General features: G+C 52.5%; 16 protein-coding genes, 1 tRNA gene and 1 pseudogene. 14 read left to right on the top strand and 4 right to left on the bottom strand.

From position 1 onward, the window contains the following. Positions 1-67 precede the first annotated feature (67 nt). From hutU to ACTVDO_RS08090, 3 genes are all read left to right on the top strand, one after another. On the top strand, positions 68-1723 hold the full coding sequence (gene hutU / locus ACTVDO_RS08080) for a urocanate hydratase (RefSeq protein ID WP_442901316.1): 1656 nt from the start codon (positions 68-70) through the stop codon (positions 1721-1723). A gap of 15 nt (positions 1724-1738) precedes the next feature. Further along, positions 1739-3013: an imidazolonepropionase gene (gene hutI / locus ACTVDO_RS08085; protein ID WP_442901317.1), complete on the top strand. Its 1275-nt coding sequence runs from the start codon at positions 1739-1741 to the stop codon at positions 3011-3013. Between the two features lie 105 nt (positions 3014-3118). Next, positions 3119-4447, top strand: a complete 1329-nt coding sequence (locus ACTVDO_RS08090; RefSeq protein ID WP_020959493.1) for a YjiH family protein — start codon at positions 3119-3121, stop codon at positions 4445-4447. A gap of 240 nt (positions 4448-4687) precedes the next feature. Here the strand turns inward: ACTVDO_RS08090 and ACTVDO_RS08095 are convergent, their stop codons facing one another. Both ACTVDO_RS08095 and mscL read right to left on the bottom strand, forming a co-directional pair. After that, positions 4688-4810, bottom strand: a complete 123-nt coding sequence (locus ACTVDO_RS08095; protein ID WP_420480328.1) for a zinc ribbon domain-containing protein — start codon at positions 4808-4810, stop codon at positions 4688-4690. Beyond that, positions 4807-5202 carry a large conductance mechanosensitive channel protein MscL gene (mscL, locus tag ACTVDO_RS08100; protein ID WP_442901318.1) on the bottom strand — a complete coding sequence of 132 codons (396 nt, stop codon included), beginning with the start codon at positions 5200-5202 and terminating at the stop codon, positions 4807-4809. Before mscL ends, ACTVDO_RS08095 begins: the two co-directional genes overlap by 4 nt. Before the next feature lie 153 nt (positions 5203-5355). Here mscL and ACTVDO_RS08105 point away from each other — a divergent pair, with 153 nt between their 5' ends. From ACTVDO_RS08105 to ACTVDO_RS08115, 3 genes are all read left to right on the top strand, one after another. Then, complete coding sequence (locus ACTVDO_RS08105; protein WP_020959495.1) at positions 5356-6579, top strand: YeeE/YedE family protein; 1224 nt, start codon at positions 5356-5358, stop codon at positions 6577-6579. Between the two features lie 172 nt (positions 6580-6751). Beyond that, entirely contained in the window at positions 6752-7699 is a 948-nt protein-coding gene (locus tag ACTVDO_RS08110; RefSeq protein WP_020959496.1) for a carbohydrate kinase family protein, read from the top strand. Beyond that, the gene (locus tag ACTVDO_RS08115; RefSeq protein ID WP_020959497.1) at positions 7696-8601 is read left to right on the top strand and encodes a pseudouridine-5'-phosphate glycosidase; all 906 of its coding nucleotides are present in this window, start codon (positions 7696-7698) and stop codon (positions 8599-8601) included. The genes ACTVDO_RS08110 and ACTVDO_RS08115 overlap by 4 nt, the downstream gene beginning before the upstream one ends. A gap of 51 nt (positions 8602-8652) precedes the next feature. On the opposite strand, the gene ACTVDO_RS08120 is transcribed toward ACTVDO_RS08115, so the two are convergent. Together ACTVDO_RS08120 and ACTVDO_RS08125 are read right to left on the bottom strand one after the other, a co-directional pair. After that, on the bottom strand, positions 8653-9048 hold the full coding sequence (locus tag ACTVDO_RS08120; RefSeq protein ID WP_020959498.1) for a hypothetical protein: 396 nt from the start codon (positions 9046-9048) through the stop codon (positions 8653-8655). 229 nt (positions 9049-9277) lie between these two features. Then, a complete protein-coding gene (locus ACTVDO_RS08125) occupies positions 9278-10045 on the bottom strand; it encodes a DODA-type extradiol aromatic ring-opening family dioxygenase (protein ID WP_020959499.1) in 768 nt (255 codons plus the stop codon). Between the two features lie 229 nt (positions 10046-10274). Between ACTVDO_RS08125 and ACTVDO_RS08130 the strand changes: the two genes are divergently transcribed. The 8 genes and pseudogenes from ACTVDO_RS08130 to ACTVDO_RS08165 all read left to right on the top strand — a co-directional run. Next, positions 10275-10430: a hypothetical protein gene (locus tag ACTVDO_RS08130; RefSeq protein ID WP_020959500.1), complete on the top strand. Its 156-nt coding sequence runs from the start codon at positions 10275-10277 to the stop codon at positions 10428-10430. Between the two features lie 517 nt (positions 10431-10947). Beyond that, positions 10948-11020 (top strand) — tRNA-Arg (locus ACTVDO_RS08135). Positions 11021-11207: 187 nt separating this feature from the next. Further along, positions 11208-11342 (top strand): annotated as a pseudogene (locus ACTVDO_RS08140) (IS630 family transposase); the annotation flags it as partial. Positions 11343-11421: 79 nt separating this feature from the next. After that, a complete protein-coding gene (locus tag ACTVDO_RS08145; protein WP_442901319.1) occupies positions 11422-13104 on the top strand; it encodes an MrcB family domain-containing protein in 1683 nt (560 codons plus the stop codon). After that, complete coding sequence (locus ACTVDO_RS08150; RefSeq protein ID WP_442901320.1) at positions 13073-15577, top strand: DUF2357 domain-containing protein; 2505 nt, start codon at positions 13073-13075, stop codon at positions 15575-15577. Before ACTVDO_RS08145 ends, ACTVDO_RS08150 begins: the two co-directional genes overlap by 32 nt. Positions 15578-15782: 205 nt before the next feature. Beyond that, positions 15783-17330, top strand: coding sequence for an N-6 DNA methylase (locus tag ACTVDO_RS08155; protein WP_442901321.1), 1548 nt, complete (start codon positions 15783-15785; stop codon positions 17328-17330). Next, complete coding sequence (locus ACTVDO_RS08160; RefSeq protein ID WP_442901322.1) at positions 17327-18493, top strand: restriction endonuclease subunit S; 1167 nt, start codon at positions 17327-17329, stop codon at positions 18491-18493. Before ACTVDO_RS08155 ends, ACTVDO_RS08160 begins: the two co-directional genes overlap by 4 nt. A gap of 34 nt (positions 18494-18527) precedes the next feature. After that, positions 18528-20152 (top strand): type I restriction endonuclease subunit R (locus ACTVDO_RS08165; protein WP_442901323.1); only part of this gene is annotated, 1625 nt, incomplete at its 3' end.

Consider the following 20152-nt stretch of genomic DNA (forward strand, 5'->3'; position numbering starts at 1 on the left):
GAAAGCGCTGTCTATCGAAGCGGCGGCCGCCCTTTTTTACAATAAAAGAAAAAAGGAGAGGATGACAATGGCAGAGAAACGGACGGTGCGCCCGCTTGCGGGCACAGCCCGGCAGGCGAAAGGGTGGATTCAAGAAGCGGCGCTGCGCATGCTAAACAACAACTTGCACCCCGATGTCGCCGAGCGGCCGGATGAATTGATTGTGTACGGCGGCATCGGCAAGGCGGCGCGCAACTGGGAATGTTACGAAGCGATTGTGGATACCCTTCTTCGTTTGGAAAACGACGAGACGCTGCTCATCCAATCCGGCAAGCCGGTGGCGGTGTTTCGCACCCATCCGGACGCGCCGCGCGTGCTGATCGCCAACTCCAACCTCGTGCCGGCATGGGCGACGTGGGACCATTTCCATGAGCTTGACAAAAAGGGGCTGATCATGTACGGACAAATGACGGCCGGAAGCTGGATTTACATCGGCAGCCAAGGAATCGTCCAAGGGACGTATGAAACGTTTGCCGAAGTGGCGCGCCAACATTTCGGCGGCACGTTGGCCGGAACGATCACCTTAACCGCCGGCCTTGGCGGAATGGGCGGGGCGCAGCCGCTTGCCGTGACGATGAACGGCGGCGTCTGCCTCGCCATTGAAGTCGATCCGGCCCGCATCCAGCGCCGTTTGGACACCGGCTATTTGGATACGACGACCGACAGCCTTGACGCGGCGCTGGAGATGGCAAAACGGGCGAAGGAAGAGAAAAACGCGCTGTCCGTCGGCCTTGTCGGCAACGCGGCCGAGATGCTGCCGCGGCTTGTTGCCATGGGTTTTGTTCCGGACGTCCTGACCGACCAGACGTCCGCCCACGATCCGTTAAACGGCTACATTCCCGCCGGGTTGACGCTTGAGGAAGCGGCTGAACTAAGGGCGCGCGACCCGAAACAGTACATCGCCCGGGCGAAACAGTCGATCGCCGCCCATGTGCGGGCGATGCTCGCAATGCAAAGGCAAGGGGCGGTGACGTTTGACTACGGCAACAACATCCGCCAGGTGGCGAAAGACGAAGGAGTCGAGGACGCTTTCTCGTTTCCGGGCTTTGTGCCGGCCTACATCCGCCCGCTCTTTTGCGAAGGAAAAGGGCCGTTCCGTTGGGTGGCGCTCTCCGGCGATCCGGAAGACATTTACAAAACCGATGAAGTCATTTTGCGCGAATTCCGCGACAATGAGCGCCTTTGCCATTGGATTCGCATGGCGCAAACACGCATCAAATTTCAAGGGCTGCCGGCGCGCATTTGTTGGCTCGGCTATGGCGAGCGGGCGAAATTCGGCAAAATCATCAACGACATGGTGGCCAAAGGCGAGCTGAAAGCGCCGATCGTCATCGGCCGCGATCATTTGGATTCCGGCTCCGTCGCTTCGCCGAACCGGGAGACGGAAGGAATGAAAGACGGAAGCGACGCCATCGCCGACTGGCCGATTTTAAACGCGCTCGTGAATGCCGTCGGCGGCGCGAGCTGGGTGTCGGTCCATCACGGCGGCGGCGTCGGCATGGGCTATTCGATTCACGCCGGCATGGTCATTGTCGCCGACGGGACGAAAGAGGCGGAAAAACGGCTGGAACGGGTGCTGACGACCGATCCGGGGTTGGGTGTCGTCCGCCACGCCGACGCCGGCTATGAGCTTGCCATTCGGACGGCGAAAGAAAAAGGCATCGATATGCCGATGCTGAAGTAGAAAGGGGAGAGATGCATGCGCCCGCTTTTTGTCCGCCGCGCCCGCCAGCTCGTCACGCTGGCGGGAAGCTCCGCGGCCCCGCTCGTCAAGGAGAAGATGAGCGACCTTGCCATCATGGAAAACGGCAGCGTCTGGATCGAACATGGCACGATCGTGGCGGTCGGCCCAGACGATGAACTGGCCCGCCAGTTTGCCGACCGGCTCGCCGAGGCCGAAGTCATTGATGCCAAAGGCAAAACGGTGACGCCCGGGCTTGTCGATCCGCACACCCATCTCGTGTACGCCGGCAGCCGCGAACACGAATGGACGATGCGCCTCGGCGGGGCGACGTACATGGAGATCATGAACGCCGGCGGCGGCATCCATGCGACGACAAACGCGACGCGCCAAGCGTCAGAAGAAGCGCTGTATGACGAAAGCAAGCGGAGGCTCGACCAGTTTTTGCTTCATGGCGTCACAACGGTCGAGGCGAAAAGCGGCTACGGTTTAAGCCTGGAGCACGAACTGAAGCAGCTCGAGACCGCCAAACAGCTCGATGACACGCATCCGGTCGATGTCGTGTCCACTTTCCTTGGCGCCCACGCTGTTCCGCCGGAATGGAAGCATACCCCGGACGAATACGTCCGCCTCATCATCGACGAAATGATTCCCGAAGTGAGCCGGCGGGGGCTCGCCGAGTTCAACGACGTCTTTTGCGAGCGCGGCGTCTTCACTCCCAACGAGGCGCGCCGCATTTTGGAAGCCGGAAAAGCGTACGGTTTGACGCCGAAAATTCACGCCGATGAAATCGAACCGTACGGCGGGGCGGAACTGGCCGCCGAAGTCGGCGCCATCTCCGCCGACCACTTGCTTCGCGCATCGGACGAGGGAATCCGCCGCATGGCCGAGCGCGGCGTCATCGGCGTTCTCTTGCCGGGCACGGCGTTTTTCCTCATGACCCAAGCCGCCGACGCCCGCCGCTTGATCGACGCCGGCGTTCCCGTCGCTTTGGCGACCGACTGCAACCCTGGTTCGTCGCCGACCGTCTCGCTGCCGCTTGTCATGAGCCTGGCCTGCTTGCATATGGGCATGACCCCCGCGGAAGCCATCGCCGCCGCCACGATCAACGCCGCCCACGCCATCGGCCGCGCCCATCTCGTCGGCAGCCTCGAGCCGGGGAAGAAGGCGGATTTGGTTATATTCCAAGTGCCGAACTATGTGCAGGTGATGTACTATTACGGGATCAACCATATCGAGACGGTGATCAAAAATGGGAAGGTGGTGGTGAAGGAAGGGAAGGTGCGCATCTAAAGGGGGAACGGCTCTTCCGTCAAGACGTATGGCGCCGGAAGCGATGATGCTTCCGGCTGCGCCGTCACCGTTTGTTTATGAGAAAACCAATGGGGGTGGAGGAGAATGAAATCGGATACAAATATGGCGCCATCCGTGCCGACACCAACACCGGCAAGCGGCGCATGGAAGTTTTTCGTCTTTAGCGCCATCGGGATTTTTGTGTTTTTTGTTCCAGTGTCGATTGGCGGCACATCGTCCATTTTGCTTGACCACATTGTAACGTGGATTCGCACACAGTTTTCGGCACTTGTTCCGTATTATGCGTTGATTGTGATCGCGTTAGGGGCGATTTACCCCTTTTATACGAAAACATGGAATAAAGATGCAGTGACAGCGGTTTTTTCAATATTGAAAGTTCTTGGATTGATCGTGGCGATCATGTTGGTGTTTCAGGTCGGTCCTTCATGGCTGTTCCGATCGGATATGGGGCCGTTTTTGTACGATAAGCTCGTTATTTCCGTCGGCCTCCTTGTGCCGATTGGCTCCGTTTTTCTCGCCATGCTGGTTGGTTACGGGCTGCTCGAATTTGTCGGCGTCTGGATGCAGCCCATCATGCGGCCGATTTGGAAAACGCCGGGCCGTTCGGCGATTGACGCCGTCGCATCCTTTGTCGGCAGCTACTCGATCGGTTTGTTGATCACCAACAAGGTGTTCAAAGAAGGAAAATATACGGTGAAAGAGGCGGCCATCATCGCCACCGGCTTTTCCACCGTGTCGGTGACGTTTATGGTTGTTGTCGCCAAAACATTAGGGTTGATGTCGATCTGGAACACGTATTTTTGGGTGACGTTCCTTGTCACGTTTGCCGTCACGGCGCTCACCGCCCGACTTTGGCCGCTGAACCGCATGAGCGATGAGTATTGCGATGGAAAAGGGGATCCTGAACAAAAAGTGACGGGCAACTACATGAAACAAGCTTGGTCCGAGGCAATGAAAGCGGTAGGGCAGTCAAAAGGAATCGGGACGAACATATGGGAAAACTTGCGCGATGGTTTCATCATGACGATGGGCATTTTGCCGTCGATTATGTCAGTCGGACTCATCGGGCTGTTGCTCGCTGAATATACGCCGCTGTTTGACTGGTTGGGCTACCTGTTCTATCCATTCACCCTTTTGTTGCAAATCCCTGAACCGCTGTTGGCCGCCAAAGCATCCGCTATTGAAATCGCCGAAATGTTTTTGCCAGCCTTGCTCGTCACTGAAGCTCCGCTTGTCACGAAATTCATCATCGCTGTCGTCTCGGTATCGGCCATTTTGTTTTTCTCGGCTGTTATCCCATGCATTATATCAACCGAAATTCCGCTCAGCCTGCCGCGGCTTCTTGTCATCTGGTTCGAGCGGACGGTATTGACGCTCATCCTCACCGCCCCGCTTGCGCACTGGCTGCTTTGACGGAAACAGAAGCGGCGCCCGTTTTGGCTGGGGCGCCGTTTGGGTTATCGTCGTTCTCGGAGCAGTGGTATCATTTCGCCAACAAGGGGAACCGTTACGCAAAACTTACAAAACTCTGCAAGAACGTTGCAGAAGTTTTCGTTTGCTTCCTTGTTCATCGCGTCCGATTTCGCCGAAGCTACTCTCGTTTGATTGACGCTCCGAAGGCTTCACTTCCCGTGTCACTCACGGTACCCGTCGCTATGCAGGATATCTCGAAAGATTGATGCTGGCGTTTCGATCTCTGTCCATTTCAAGTCCACAAGCATCACATCGAAATATCCTCCCTAAAAAAGCCTGTCCACCCCCGAAACAGGCTTTCACATCGTCTCCCGCTGCTGCTTTAACAAATCGCGAATCTCGGTGAGCAGTTCCTCCTCCTTCGTCAGCGTCGGCGCGGTTTCTTTGACTTCTTCCTGCTTTTTCACCCGTTCATACAGTGTATTGATCAGTTTGACAAACAGAAAAATCGAAAACGCGATGATCAAAAAGTCAACAACCGTTTGCAGAAACGCCCCGTATTTCACTTCCGCCTCACCGACTTTCCACGACAGGCCGCTGAAATCAATCCCGCCCAAAAGCAAGCCGACAAGCGGCATGATGATGTCATTGACGAGCGAAGAGACGATTTTGCCAAACGCTCCGCCGATAATGACCCCGACCGCCAAATCGACGACATTGCCGCGGACGGCGAATTTTTTAAACTCGTTCCACATGCCAATTCCCCTTCCTCCGGAAATGGTTCGTCTGTTATTATACCCGACCAACCGCAACAGTGAAATTTTTTTATTTAAATCATAGAAAAACAATGTGTTTTATAGTATTATAGAATACATCAATCAACAACCATCAAAGGGGGAAATACACCAATGGAAATGACTGCGCAGCAACGCGGCGTTGGCGAGAAGCAGGCGGCAGGCGCTCCGAAACATCCGACCACGTGGATCATTGCCGTCTCCTGTCTCGTCTTGATCGGTGGCACGTTGTTCTTATATAGCCAAGTCTCTTGGCAACAGGCGCTTTTGTACGTGTTGGGGGCGTTTGGCGGATTTGTGTTGTACCAGGCGCACTTCGGCTTTACGTCCGCATGGCGAAAGTTTATTCTCTACCGCCAAGGAGAAGGCATCCGGGCGCAGATGATCATGATGGCGGTGGCCAGCGCGCTGTTTTTGCCGCTGCTCGTCAAAGGATCGATTTTCGGCCATGCCGTTGCCGGCAATGTGCATGATGTCGGCCTTGCGGTGATGATCGGTGCGTTTATTTTTGGCATCGGCATGCAGCTTGGTGACGGCTGCGCGTCCGGGACGCTGTACCATATTGGCGGCGGCGATGCGAACGGCATTGTGACGCTCATCGGCTTCATCGCCGGATCGGTGATTGCCACCACTCATTTTGATGTGTGGACGAATATGCCGCACGTTGACCCGATTTCACTCCTTGCCCAGTTTGGCGCATTCGGTGGGTTCGTGCTGCAGCTTGTTTTACTGGCGGTCGTTTACTATGTGGTGACAGTGATGGAAAAGCGGCGTCATGGCCAACTCATTGCCGCGCCGCTGGAGAATCGTCATGGGTGGAAAGTCATTTATAAAGGACCATGGTCGCTGCTTGTCGGTGCTTTGTTGCTTGCGGTGATGAACGTGCTCGTGTTGATGGTGAAAGGGTCGCCATGGGGCATTACATCCGCCTTCGCTCTTTGGGGAGCGAAATTCGTGCAGCTGTTCGGCGTTGACCCGACCGCTTGGGCGTATTGGCAAGATGAAGCGAAGCGGCAGGCGCTTGCCAACCCGCTCTACTACGATAAAACAACGGTCATGGACATTAGCTTAATGTTCGGCGCCTTATTGGCGGCGGCGCTCGCGGGTCGCTACACAAAGCCGGTTCAATGGAAGCGGCCGACGCGTATGACGGTCGGCGCGCTTATCGGCGGGCTGATGATGGGATATGGCGCCCGGTTGGCCTTTGGCTGCAATATCGGCGCGTATTTTAGCGGGATCGCTTCGTTCAGCGTCCATGGCTGGGTCTGGTTCGTCTTTGCCTTCCTTGGCAGCCTGATCGGCGTCAAACTGCGTCCGTATTGTGCGTACAAAAACTAAACAATCGAACATCGGCACCCCGTCATATTGGCGGGGTGTTTTTTTATGATGGACGGAATGTGGTACAATGATCGTGGGGCTTTGACATGCACCGCCGCTCGGTTTTTCAAAACTATTTTTTGAAGTAGGGAAAAGAGCGCGGCGGTGTTCATTGGAAGAGGAGGGAAAAGGCATGCGACGAGCGGTCTCGATCGTCTGCATCGGTGGGGCGAATGTCGACCGGAAAGCGCGGTTGCTTGCGCCGTTTCAGCTTGGCACGTCCCATCCTGTCGCCACGACGCAAACGGCAGGCGGGGTGGCGAGAAACGTGGCGGAAAACTTAGGGCGTCTTGGCCATACTGTTTCGCTCGTCAGCGCCGTCGGGGATGACCACGACGGACAGTGGCTTATCGACGCAACGGGCCCGTATGTGGATGTACGGCACATCGTGCGAACGGCAAAAGCGAACACCGGGACGTATACAGCGGTGCTTGATGAACGCGGTGAAATGGTCGTCGCCTTGGCGGATATGGCGGTTTATGATACAGTGGGAGACGAATGGATGAAGCAGCGGTGGTCCGAACTCAGTCCCGTCTCGGCCGTCGTGCTCGATACGAATTTTCCAAGTGACGCCATTCGATGGACGATCGAACAGTGCCACAGGGAGCGCCTCCCGCTTTGTGTCGTGACCGTGTCGGTTCCAAAAGTCAAGCGGCTCCCGCCCTGTCTGCATGGGGTGACATGGCTTGTGACGAATGAAGCGGAAAGTATAGCGCTTGCCGGAACCGGGGGGGACAGCGTGACCGAAGCCATGGAAGCGCTCATTCGTTCTGGTGTTGAAAACGTCGTCGTCACGCGCGGCGCAAACGGCGTCGCGTATGCCACCGAGCAAGGGGAAAGAGGGACGCTCGCGGCGCCCAACGTAACGGTCACCGACGCCACCGGAGCGGGAGACGCTTTTGCGGCTGGATTTTTGTACGGTGTCCTCGGCGGCTTTTCGGTTGAAGACGCTTGCCGCTTCGGAATGAGCAATGCAGCGCTCACACTGCAAACAGCCGAAACGGTCAATCGCGCATTGAATGAACGAACATTGCATGCCACGTATGAACAATATTTCCACCAAGGAGGAACAAAACAATGAAGGATGTTCTCATTTTTTCCGAAGAAGTCGCCCAAGCCAAGGCGGAACAAAAGCCGATCGTCGCCTTGGAATCGACGATCATCTCGCACGGCATGCCGTATCCGGAAAATGTGCAAACGGCAAAAGACGTCGAACAGATCATCCGCGACCGCGGCGCCGTGCCGGCAACCATCGCCATTTTAAACGGAAAAATCAAAATCGGGCTGACTGAAGAGGAGCTTGAACAGCTCGGGACAAGCCGCGACGTGGAAAAAGTGAGCCGCCGCGACTTGCCGTATGTCGTCGCCATGAAAAAACACGGAGCGACAACGGTAGCCGCGACGATGATTTGCGCCCAGATGGCCGGCATCCGTGTATTTGCGACCGGCGGCATCGGCGGCGTGCACCGCGGCGCCGAACAGACGATGGACATCTCAGCCGATTTGCAGGAGCTCGCGCGCACCAACGTCGCCGTCGTCTGTGCCGGGGCGAAATCGATTTTAGACTTAGGCTTGACGCTTGAATACTTGGAGACGCACGGCGTTCCGGTCATCGGCCATCAGACGGACGTCCTGCCGGCGTTCTATTCGCGGACAAGCCCGTTTCATGTCGACTACCGCTTAGACAGCGCCGCCGACATCGCCCGCTTCATCGAAACGAAATGGGCGCTCGGGCTTCAAGGCGGCATTGTCGTCGCCAACCCGGTTCCCGAAGAAGACGAACTGGAAGAGTCGTATATCACCGCCATCATCGAACAAGCGCTCGCCGAAGCGGAACAGCAGCACATCACCGGCAAAGCGGTCACCCCGTTTTTGCTTGACCGAGTGAAGACGTTAACCGGAGGCAAAAGCTTGCAAGCGAACATCGCCTTAGTGAAAAACAACGCCGCCTTAGCGGCCGATCTGGCCCGTGAGCTATCTTAATGTGAATGCCCCCGCCTTGATGAAAGAGCGGGGGCATGATGGTTGATGGATTTATCGGGTGTGAAGAAGATGGCGGATTTTTCGATCGTGCTGGGCGATTTTGACGGAGTGGAAGTCGACCGTTTCTTGTGTTTCGGCCAGTTCGACGCGGATGTGGCCAAGCTTCGCTTCGAGCCGTTCAAACCGTTCGTTGATGGTGCGCTCCAACTGGGCGATTTGCCGTTCAAATCGGCCGCCCATCTCCTCGATGCGCCCGTCCATTCCTTCCATGCGTTTGTCCATGTCTTCGACGCGCTTATCCATCGTGTTCGTTTTTTCGTTCAATGCTTGCACTTGGTGTTGAAGCGAGTCGAATTTTTCATAGAGCGCCTCGAACTGTTTGCGCATATCAGCCGCGTACAAATCCAACGGGTGCAAAATTTGCGCCAATATTGTGTTTTCTTCCATCACCTTCACCTCCTTCCACTCTATGTATATCAGACAGGCAAGTTCACAGAAAGGGAAAACGGTTTTCAAATCGAACGCGATTTCGTCTAAAGTGTTGCGGAAAGTAAGCTCCCGTACTTTGACGTGAACTACCCACCACCTACACTTCGCTTAGAAGTGGGAGACTTCTTTCGAAAGATGTTAAAAAACAACCCGCCCCCATGCGCTGAAGCAGGGAGCGGGTTTTCCATTAAAACGCCACCGCCATCAAGCTTAAGCTTCCATACTGGTATTCGCGGAACAAGACGCGCGGCGCTTGGTCGCGGCCGCCTGCGCCGTAGGCGATCCAATACGGCGCGAGGTGCTCGGGCGTCGGCACGGTTTGCCTGGCGTACGGCGCTTTGTTCTCATAATCGAACACGTCTTCACTGCGAGCGGCTGACTGGCTGAGAAGCCAATCATCAAACGACACGGCCCACGCGTCCGCCTCGGCATGCCCTTCCCAGCGGAGCGCCATCAAATTGTGCACCGTCCCGCCGCTGCCGATGACCATCACTCCCTCATCCCGCAGCGGGCGCAGCGCCTCGCCGAGCTGGAACAATTGCTTCGGCGTCCACCAGGGCACCACCGATGCCTGTACAACCGGAATGTCCGCTTTCGGAAACAAGCGACGTAACAGCACCCATGAGCCGTGATCCAACCCGCGCGTCCGATCGACGGCCACTTCCGCCACACCAGCGAGGCGCTCGCGCACGCGTTCCGCCCACTCAACTGACCCGTACGCCGGGTAAGCGATTTCATACAAGTCGTACGGAAAACCGGAAAAATCATAAATCATTCCGTACGTCCCTTCTACTGCCGAAACGGTTGGCTTGCGCGTCATCCAATGTGCGGTAAAGATGACAATCGCCTTTGGGTAAATGCCTTCCCCGAGCTTCGCTAGAAAGGATGTATACGCATTGTCCTCAATCGCCAACATCGGTGACCCGTGAGCGAGAAACAAGGCAGGGGCTTTCATGGTTCACTCCTCCTCGTGAATGGGGAAACTTTATAGCGTCCCGTTGCGCATGTTTGCGCCGATCGACCTATCTCCATTGTAGCATATCCGTTTCTCGTTATCATCTCGAAATGAGGAATCCCTCTCGTCCCTCTATTTGGCGCCCGCCCAAGGGGTGACGGAGACGCCAGGAGGTGAAATGGGGCGGGTGAAGCGGGACATCCGCTGACTCATTCCTGCCGGAGAACGCGTGCGGACGGATGATGACATCCGTCTCGGCGAAAGCAAACGGGCGCAAGATGGCGAACGGTCGGGGGCGGCATATATCGCCTATTCGATTTTGGCCCTTGATCATTTAACGAATTTCCGAAAGAAGTCTCCGCCTCAAGGAACGCGAATGGTGTAACGCAAGGAGTAGGTGGGAGATGAATTTCGGTTGGCGTTAGCCAACGAATATGATAGAATATGGTGAGAGCGGGCATCTTCGGAACGAAGGGAAGCGTAAAGAGTTCTGTGTGCGGCTTACCGTTCGGCGAACACGCACAAGTTGCTTGAAGCCCCCACCTCTAAGCGAAGTGTGGGTGGTGGGTAGTTCACAACGCACAAAAATCAGTTTATAATATACGCGTCTGACACAAAAACGCCGCCTGCGCCGACGAACACGGCTGCGTCTTGCCTCCCGTTCGCTGACAACTTGGACATATGCCCAAGCCTTTGACCGGCTGCGCGGCGCTGAAGCGAACGCCGCCATTAGCCGTTTTCCGGACGAAAACGTGGAACGGGCGACACAAGCTCATTCTCGGCGTTTGAAAGGGATTCGAGGTGAGATGGCGGCTGCCTCTATGCCCCGCGGTCCTTTTCGCTCATGAAACGGAGACAAGCCGCCGCCAAATTCACGCGTATACGAAGAAAACGATCAACATGGCCCCGTAGCTCAGTGGATAGAGCGTCGGTTTCCTAAACCGTGCGTCGGAGGTTCGAATCCTCTCGGGGCCGTTTCTAGCACCCGACGAGTTCGGATTGAAATTCCTAAACTCCTTGATACGACTGCGTTTGCGGTCGTTTTTCTTTTTTTGGAAATCCCGAAAAAAACGATAGAATCCGAAAAAATGTTGCACGAATTTTGCACGGCGATCACAGGGCATTATAGAGTTCCATCATGGTTTGAGCGAAGGTTTTTCTTTATCTTCCGCCATATTCGCCGCCGCTCAACCCGATCGAGCGTTTGTGGAAATGGCGGAGAGATGCCACCTGGCGAATGGGTTTCCTGAACATGTTCCCCCTCTGCGAACGCTCGAAAAAGCAGCTCTCTCACTAGTTGAGAAGGCTGCTTTTTTAGTAGAATAGAAGAAAAATAGAAACGAGGAAACACATTTCGACACGAAGGAGACATTCTTATGTCATTGCACGATCTTTTCCGCCAAGTGATGGCCATTTACGAACAAGAAAAACGCGAAAAACTGTCAAAAGAGCGTCGGTCGTTTCAGCTGGTGACGCGGGCGATTCCAGAGGCATTGAAAGCGCTGCCTTTTCTGCCGCCTGACCGATATGTGGTGAAAGGTTCAGTGGGAAAGAGCGGAAATTGGGCCGCTGTGCCGTGGGTGGCGGTGATGGATCAACAGGTGACGGATTCGACGCAGCGGGGGTATTATATCGTCTACTTGTTCAGTGAAGATATGCGCCGGCTCTATTTGACGCTCGCCCAAGGGGTGACGGAGACGCCGAGAGAGGAAATGGAGCGGGTGAAGCGGGACATCCGCCGGCTCATTCTCCCCGGGGAACGCGTGCGGACGGATGATGACATCCGTCTTGGCGAAAGCAAGCGGGCGAAAGACTATGAACGATCGGTGGCGGCGTATATCGTCTATTCGTTTGCCGATCTGCCATCCGACGACCAGCTCGTGCGCGACCTCGAAACGATGACCGGGCATTATCGGCAATATGTGGAGCGAACCGAACCGGCGGCGTCGCCCGCGCCGGCCCTTTCCTATCGGGGAGCGGTTGAGCATATTCACTCATACATATCCGCCAAAGGGTTTTACTATACGAAAGAGGAAGTGGCCAACCTCTTTCTATCGTTAAAAACAAAACCGTTCGTCATCTTGTGCGGCATTTCCGGAACCGGGAAAACGAAAATCGTTCAATGGCTCGCCGAGAGCGTCGGCGCGACGGAAGACAACGGCCGCTTCACCTTGATCCCCGTCCGCCCGGATTGGCAAGACGGCTCGGACTTGCTTGGCTATGTCGACATTAAAGGCGATTTCAAGCCCGGGCCGCTCACGAACGTCATCATCGAGGCGGGGAAGCATCCGGACAAGCCGTATTTCGTCGTGTTGGACGAGATGAACCTCGCCCGCGTTGAGCATTACTTCAGCGATGTCTTAAGCGTCATGGAAAGCCGCCGCTGGGAAGACGGGCGCATCACCTCGTCGCGGTTGCTGCCGAGAGAAACGGCAAGGTGCGATCTTTTTCTCCCGCCGAACGTCTACATCGTCGGCACGGTCAACATGGACGAGACGACCCACCCCTTCAGCAAAAAAGTGCTTGACCGGGCGAACACGATCGAGTTCAACCGCGTCCGGCTCGACCATCTTGACTTTTTGCGCGGCTTGCCGGCCGTCGCACCCCTGTCCGTCGGGCAGGAGCTGTTCGCGGCGCGGTATTTGCATTTGAAAGATGTGCACGCACACTGCCCGGAGCTTGTTGAAACCGTGACGAAAAAGCTCGTGGAGATCAACCGCATCCTCATGCCGCTTAACGCTCATATCGGCTACCGCGTCCGCGATGAAATTTGCTTCTACCTTGCGTACAACGAAGAAGGAAAGCTGATGGAATTTGACGAGGCGTTTGACTTTTGCCTAATGCAAAAAATTTTGCCGCGCCTCTCAGGGAGCGACGCGCGGCTCGAAACAGCGCTCAAGCAGCTGTTCGTCCTGTGCGCCGGTTTTGAACCGGACGGTGATTACAGCGGCATGCTGGATGTGTCGTATGCCCGTTATCCCAAAAGCGCGGAGAAAATTTGGCAGATGCTGCGGAGGTTGGAAGACGATGGCTTCACTTCGTTCTGGCTTGGGGCGTGACGATCGCGAGCTCGTCCATATCGAAACGAATCAGCTCACGCTGGTGATCAAAGGGAGGCCGTACCACGAACAATACGAAGGGCTCCAGCAGTACCGCCGCCTCGATTTCCACGAGACGATGGAGTTTTTCGTCAGCGGGGAAGGCATTTTGGACGTCAAACTGTTTGACGTTGACGCCGGAGAGCTTGTTGAGTGGTCAGGGGGCCATCGCCCGATTTTCTTCGAAAACGGCGTCTACCAGCTGCTCGTCGTTCCGAAAACGGACCGGGCGCTCTCCTTTTACCACGAGTCGCCAGCGCTTCGGAACGCCGTCAGTCTTGTGGACATCGGCGGACAGGCGGTGTTGATGGGCAATCTCCATTTTCCGAACGAGATCGGGCTGTCGACATTCGAAGTCCGCGACGGCGGCCGCTCCATTTTGGACGTCACCATCGAAGTGTTCCCGACGAAATTGACATATAAACAAGACTACCAAACTCTGCTTGACGAAGTGAGCGAAGAAATCTACAACTTGGCCTTTCACTTCATTAAACGCACGTATCAGCGGGCGAGGGCGAAGCGGGGCGGCACGCCGTCAAGAAGCGAATTTTTCCGGCTCATGGACGCGCATATCGGCGATTTTTTGCGTGCCATTCGCCATATCGAGCGGCAGCCGCACCACCAGCTTGCGACCGTCCATGTGAGGGTGCGCGGCGACCAGCTCGGCCGCCTGGATGCGGCCGGAAGAAACGAGTTGCGCAAACGGCCGCACGTGTTCTGTGATGTCAAGCGCGGCATCGACATCGGAAGTCGAACCGTCATGCCGCGGTCGGGGCTCAAAGCGAAAAAGGAACTGACGTATGACACGCTCGAAAACCGGTTCGTCAAATGGATGATGGTGCGCCTTGTCGAGAAGCTGCGCGACTTGTTCGAACATGTGCAGGTGAAACAAAAACGGTACGAAACAGAACCGGATCCGGATTTGCTGGAGCGCATCCAATCGAGGATCGACGCGCTCGAAACGCAGCTTCGCCGCCCCTTTTGGCGGCCGATCGGACGGCTTGACCGCTCTGTTGCGAGCCTCGTCCTGCAAATGGCGCCCGGGTACCGCGACGCCTATCAGCTGTTTCTCATCATCACCCGCGGCCTCGCCTTGCAAGGGAAGCTGTACCGAATGTCCGTCAAAGATGTCGCCACGCTGTACGAGTATTGGACGTTTTTGAAACTCGGCCAGCTCCTCGGGAAAAAATACACCCTCATCAGCCAAAATGTCATCCAAGTAAACCGCTTAGGGCTGTTCGTCAATCTCGAAAAAAGCCGCTCCGCCAAGCGGGTGTACGAACATCCGCACACGGGCGAGCGAATCACGCTGACGTACCAGCCGTACGAAGGAAGGCTGCCGACCGTCCCGCAAATGCCCGATACGGTGCTGGCGATTGAAAAGAAGGGAAAGGACTATACATTCAACTACATTTTCGACGCCAAATATCGCCTTGACTTCGCCGTCTCCGGCAGCCCATACGAAAAACGGTACGGAATGCCGGGCCCGATGGAAGACGACATCAACACGATGCACCGCTACCGCGATTCCCTTGTCGCCCGCCGCGGCGGCCCATACGAGCGCACCGCCTTTGGCGCCTATGTGCTGTTCCCGTGGCATGACGAAGACAGCTACCAGGCGCACCCACTGTACAAAAGCATCAACGACGTCAACATCGGCGGCCTGCCGTTTTTGCCGAACGCCACCCGTCTCGTCGAACAGTTCATCGAGCGGCTGATTGAAAAAAATCCCGAAGAACTGCAAAACGAAGGCATCCTGCCGCAAGGGATTATCGAAGAATGGCGGTCGGCGTTCGATGAGCATGTGCTTGTCGGCATGGTGCCAAGCGCGCGGCACTACGAAGTCTACCGAAAACACCGCTTCTACCATATCCCGGTGAAGCAGCTGAAAAAAGGCTGGCAAGACGCGCGCTACATCGCCCTTTACCCGAAGCGGGGAGCCGCGCCGCAAAACGGGGTCACATGTTTCGGCAAAATCGCTGATGTGAAAATCATCAAACGCTCGGACATCACCGAACTGCCAAAACAAAGCGATGACGACTACGTCCGTTTCGAAGTCGAACATTGGCAGCCTCTCAAAAACGTCATCCGTCCGGTCGGCTACGGCATTGCCGTCTACGCGATGACGACGCTCAACACGCTCAAACAGGCGAAAGAACTGCCGGAACTGTTCATGAAATCAAAGGACGAAATCGCCCTTTGGCGCTTGCTGAGGCGGCTGTCCGACCGCATCCGCTTCGACCTCGACGCCCGCTACTTGGACGAAGCGTCCAAGATCACCGCGTACCGGGTCAAAAACATATCCATCCGCCTCGAGGACGATCGGCTCATCATTACAAACGGCGCAAAGCAAAAAACGATCCCCGCCGACCTGCTCGGCAAGCAGCCGTCGGCCGTGTTTCGCGAGGTGGTGGGGATGATGGGGGAGGGGTGAATGATGGATGACCAGGCGGTTATGACCGAAAAGCGGCCCTTCTTCCCTTTGGAAACAATTTCTGTTTCGACAAATTTCGATACTGTTTTCTCGGATGTTTTAGTAAAATAGATCTGATTCCATAGTCAAACATGATTGCGATTGTTTCGACTGCGTTGAAAGAACGGTTCTTACTATTTTTGAAACTAACAGGGGTGAACACAATATGACTGTAAAAGCAGACATCGATTTTCAGAAAGATTTGTTTGAGGCTGCCAATAAAATGCGCGGGAGTGTGGCTCCTGCTGATTATAAACACTATGTTCTTCCATTAATTTTTTTGCGCTATCTTTCTAACAAGTACGAAAAGCGCCGAAAAGAATTAGAGCAAATCGTAAAAGATCCAAGCAGCGATTGGTATACGGAAGATGATGAAATGCGGCAAATCATCATTACCGACCCGGACCAATATAAGGCAGAAAACGTCTTTGTCGTGCCTGAAGAAGCAAGTTGGTCTTATATTATGAAAAACGCCAAGCAGCCGAATATTAAAGAGATTCTTGATAATGCGATGAAGCGTCTTGAAGAGGAAAACCCAGAACTTGAAGGCATATTGCCGCGAATTTACCAAGGTTCGAACTTGCCGCCTGAAAACGTGGCGGGATTAATCGAAATTTTTTCTCGTGATGTATTTAGCGCCAATACGGATGACAGTGTAGATATATTGGGCCGTACATATGAGTATTTTATTAGTTCTTTTGCCGCTTCCGAAGGCAACAGAGGCGGAGAATTCTTTACGCCATCCAGTATCGTTAAACTGCTTGTTGCCATGCTGGAGCCGAAAAGCGGGATTGTGTTTGATCCAGCGTGCGGCAGCGGCGGGATGTTTATACAAAGTGAAGAATATGCTCCAAACAAACACGCTCTTTCGTTTTACGGGCAAGAAAATGTAGTAACGACCGTACGTCTTGGAAAAATGAACGTTTTATTGCATGGCATCAATGCGGAAATTCGCTTGGGTGATTCGCTGTTAAACGATCAGTTCCCTGATTTAAAGGCCGATTACGTGATTGCCAATCCGCCGTTTAACCAAAAAGACTGGGGAGCAGACCGTTTATCAAAAAATGACCCGCGCTTAATCGGACCAGTTACAAACAGCAATGCGAACTATATGTGGATGCAGCATTTCTTATATCATTTAAACGATACAGGTACAGCAGGATTTGTCATGGCAAACGGAGCAATGACAACGAATGTGAAAGAGGAAAAAGAGGTCCGTCAAAAATTAGTGGATGAAGGATATATTGACTGCATTGTTCAATTGCCTGAAAAATTGTTCTTTACCACAGGCATTCCATGCTGCTTATTCTTTTTAAGCAAAAACCGTGACGGCAAAAACGGCTATCGGGCAAGAAAAAATGAAATTTTATTTATCGATGCCCGCAAAATGGGAACGCTCGTCAGCCGCAAGCAAAAAGCGCTGTCTAAAGAGGAAATTGATCAAATCGCTGCCGTTTATCGTGCCTACAAATACGAAGGGGCAGAAAGATACGAAGACATTGCCGGGTTCTGTAAAGTTGCAACAATTGAAGAAGTACGAGCCAATGACTACAAATTAACACCGGGGATTTACGTTGGGACGGAAGTATCCAATGAGGACGATGTACCGTTTGAAGAAAAGATGGCTGAATTGACACAACGTCTTTTAGAACAGTTTGAAGAGTCTAATTGCCTTCAAGAAAAGATTAAGAGGGACTTGGAGGAATTGATGTGAGTAAATGGATTGAAGGAAAATTAAAGGACTTAGTCGAGGTAAACCCCACTGTAAAACTTAGAAAAGGTGAAATATATCCATTTGTGAGTATGGATGTTATTCAACCTTTTTATAAACCAGTAGAAGCAAAGGAAGAAAGAGAATTTAAGTCTGGCGGAGCAAAATTTGAGAATGGTGATACACTTTTTGCGCGAATAACACCCTGCCTTGAGAATGGCAAGATTGCACAGGTGAAAAACCTTAAAAATGGGAAAGGGTTTGGTTCAACCGAGTTTATCGTATTACGTGGTAAAGAGGGTATCACAGATACAGATTTTGTGTATTATCTTGTAACTAACAAGTCATTTCGCGAAAATGCTGAAAGGTTGATGGTAGGTACATCGGGGCGACAGAGGGTAGATAAACAACAATTTGAGGACCAAATAATTTCGATACCTGACCTTGAAACGCAAAAAAGAATTTCATCCATTCTAGGTAGTATTGATAGGAAAATTGAACTCAATGTAGAGATGAACAAAACCCTCGAAGAAATGGCCATGACGCTTTATAAGCATTGGTTTGTTGATTTTGGACCGTTTCAAGACGGGGAATTTGTTGAGTCGGAATCAGGAGTTATCCCAAATAATTGGAAAATTGGTCAAGTTAAAGATTTGGCAAAAGTATCAAGTGGTAAACGTCCTAAGATTAAAGATATAGGTGAATACCCTATATTTGGGGGAGGGGGGCCTATGGGAGTTACAAATGAATATTTGTATAATGAACCTATATTTATTACTGGTCGTGTAGGGACAATTGGCAAGGTATTTAGAGTTTCAAAACCATGTTGGCCTTCTGACAATTCTCTGGTTTTAATCCCCTTAAAAGCATATTACTATAGTTTTTTATATGCTGTTCTTAAAAATATAGATTTTTCTCTAATAACAGGTGGTTCGACTCAACCATTAATAACACAAACAAGTTTAAAGTCTATAAAAGTAATAATACCACCTGAGGAAACTATAGAACAATATAATAAACAAGTGTTAACATATTACAGTTTAATAGATAAAAATGATAACATTAATAAACAACTTAGTGAAATAAGAGATTATCTCCTCCCTCGCCTTTTATCAGGTGAAATTGATTTATCTCAAGCAGAAAAACAAGTAGAGGAAGTACTTTAAACAAACTTAAATTCGACTAGGAGGTGCAAGCAGCATGGCAACGAGACCTCTAGGTGAAACGGAATTTGAAGAAACGACGATCGAGCGTTTAAAGCGGTTAGGCTATGACTATCTTCATGCGCAGGAATTGTTTCAGCGCGGAGAGCGTAACAGTCTTCATGAAGTAGTTCTTTATGGTCGGTTGGAAGCCTTCTTAAAGAAGGCTTATCCGGCCATACCTGAACATGAAATAAAAAGACTTGCTCAAGTACTAACAGCGCCAGATGAAGTAAAACTGATTAACCGGAATATGCATTTCCACAAAATGTTGACGAAAGGACTTGAGTTCTCTTATGAGGTAAACGACGAAACGTACACGCCTCACGTTTTCCCGATCGATTGGGAACATCCAGAGAACAATGACTTTTTAGTAGTCAATCAATTATCGATTGAAGGGCGAATGTCCCGTAGACCAGATATCGTTATATATATTAACGGTTTACCACTGATTGTATTTGAGTTAAAAAATCCGAACAACGAGCAAGCGACTGTTTATGATGCATATACCCAAATTCAAAACTATACGTATGATATCTCGCAATTATTTAACTACAACGCTTTTGTTGTCATTTCCGATAACGTAGAAACAAAGCATGGAATGCCGTTTGCTGATTACGATTTCTTTGCTTCATGGAAATCGATTGATGGGCGAAATGTCGATAACAACCGCGCCAATACGATGCGCACGCTGATTGAAGGATTATTCCCGAAAGATCGTCTACTAAATTATATTCGTAATTTCATTGTCTTTTTGGAGGAAGGTAGTAAAATTACCAAAGTTGGTGCGAAATATCATCAGTTTTTTGGCGTGAACTTTGCGGTGAATGAAGCGATACGTGCGACTCGGCCTGATGGAGATCGGAAAATCGGTGTTATGTATCATACAACGGGTTCCGGTAAATCGCTAAGCATGTTATTTTTCGTAGGAATTTTGTCTCGGCATCCGGAAATGGAAAATCCATCAATTGTCATTCAAGTGGACCGTAATGACTTAGACGAACAGTTGCATGATACGTTTGTGCAAGGGAAATCATACATCGGCCATGTGCATCACGCGGAAAATACCGAACAGTTGCGGACATTACTGAGAGGGGAAGCGGGACAAATTATTTTCTCCACTATTGAAAAATTCCGTAAAAAAGAAGGAGAAACCCGACACCCTGTTTTATCGGAAAGACGAAACATTGTGGTGATTGCCGATGAAGCACATCGCACCCAAGCCGGTTTTGCGGGCGGATTTGCCGCTCAGTTGCGTTATGCTTTGCCGAACGCTTCCTATATTGGATTTACGGGAACCCCGGTCGATTTTGTTGATAACAATACAGAAGAAATTTTCGGACATATTATCCACCGCTACGATATGGCTCAGGCGGTCGAAGACAAAGCGACATTGCCCATTTACTATGAGAGCCGTCTAATTCCGCTTGATTTATCCGCTGGGGACATTGATGAAAAATACAGAAAAATTATCGAAGAAGCAGGGGGAGACGATGAAGAGTCAGAGAGCTATAAAAGAAAATGGGCCGCTCTGGAAAAAGTCGTCGGTACTCCAAAACGGCTCCGTCGTTTAGCCAAAGATATCGTATCACATTTTAACCAAGTCGCCAATCCATTTCAAAA

The sequence above is a fragment of the Geobacillus sp. BK01 genome (assembly GCF_052220245.1).
Lineage (GTDB): Bacteria > Bacillota > Bacilli > Bacillales > Anoxybacillaceae > Geobacillus.